At 39.4% G+C, this 1,235-nt stretch carries 1 protein-coding gene; it reads right to left on the bottom strand.

From position 1 onward, the window contains the following. Positions 1–32 precede the first annotated feature (32 nt). Positions 33–1,217 (bottom strand): elongation factor Tu, encoded by a 1,185-nt coding sequence (tuf, locus tag ACEG17_RS09950; RefSeq protein WP_026745237.1) that lies wholly within the window; start codon positions 1,215–1,217, stop codon positions 33–35. Positions 1,218–1,235 lie beyond the last annotated feature (18 nt).

Consider the following 1,235-nt stretch of genomic DNA (forward strand, 5'->3'; position numbering starts at 1 on the left):
TTTTTATCTTTAAGAAAGTTCCTTACAGAAAACTATTTAGTAATAGTTGCTACTACTCCTGAAGCTACTGTTCTTCCACCTTCTCTTATCGCAAATCTTAATCCTTCTTCCATTGCAATTGGGTGAATTAGTTCAACTGTCATTTCAATGTTGTCTCCAGGCATTACCATTTCTACACCTTCTGGCAAGTTTACTTCTCCTGTAATGTCAGTCGTTCTGAAGTAGAATTGTGGTTTGTATCCTGTGAAGAATGGTGTATGTCTTCCTCCTTCATCTTTTGTCAATACGTACACTTCTGACTTGAATCCTGTATGTGGGTTGATTGTTCCTGGTTTTGCAAGTACTTGCCCTCTTTCCACTTCTTCTTTCTTAGTTCCTCTTAACAATGCTCCAATGTTGTCTCCAGCTTGTCCTGAATCCAATAATTTTCTGAACATTTCTACTCCTGTTACAGTAGTTTTTGTTGTTGGCTTGATTCCTACGATTTCTACTTCTTCACCAACGTTGATTACTCCTCTTTCTACTCTTCCTGTTACAACTGTTCCTCTTCCTGTGATTGTGAACACGTCTTCAATTGGCATTAGGAATGCTTGGTCTACTGGTCTTTCTGGTGTTGGAATGTAGTCATCAACCGCATCCATTAATTCCATAATTCTGTCTACCCATTGAGCTTCTCCATTTAATGCTCCTAATGAAGATCCTTTGATTACTGGTACATCGTCTCCTGGGAATCCGTATTCTGTAAGTAATTCTCTTACTTCCATTTCTACTAGTTCTAATAATTCTTCGTCATCTACCATGTCAACTTTGTTCAAGTATACTACGATGTAAGGTACTCCAACCTGTCTTGCAAGAAGGATATGCTCTCTTGTTTGAGGCATAGGACCGTCAGCTGCTGATACTACTAAGATAGCACCATCCATTTGAGCCGCTCCTGTAATCATGTTTTTTACGTAATCCGCATGCCCTGGACAGTCAACGTGGGCATAGTGTCTTTTTTCTGTTTCATACTCAATGTGAGCTGTGTTGATTGTAATCCCTCTTTCTCTTTCTTCAGGCGCTTGGTCAATGTTTTCAAAGTCAACTTTTTCAGCTAGCCCTTTTTCAGCCAATACTTTTGAAATTGCTGCTGTCGTTGTTGTTTTCCCGTGGTCAACGTGACCTATTGTTCCTACGTTTACGTGTGGTTTGCTTCTCTCGAATTTAGCTTTTGCCATTTTAATTTTTCCTCCATT

This window comes from Leptotrichia hongkongensis, assembly GCF_041538065.1.
GTDB classification, from domain to species: Bacteria; Fusobacteriota; Fusobacteriia; order Fusobacteriales; family Leptotrichiaceae; genus Leptotrichia; species Leptotrichia hongkongensis.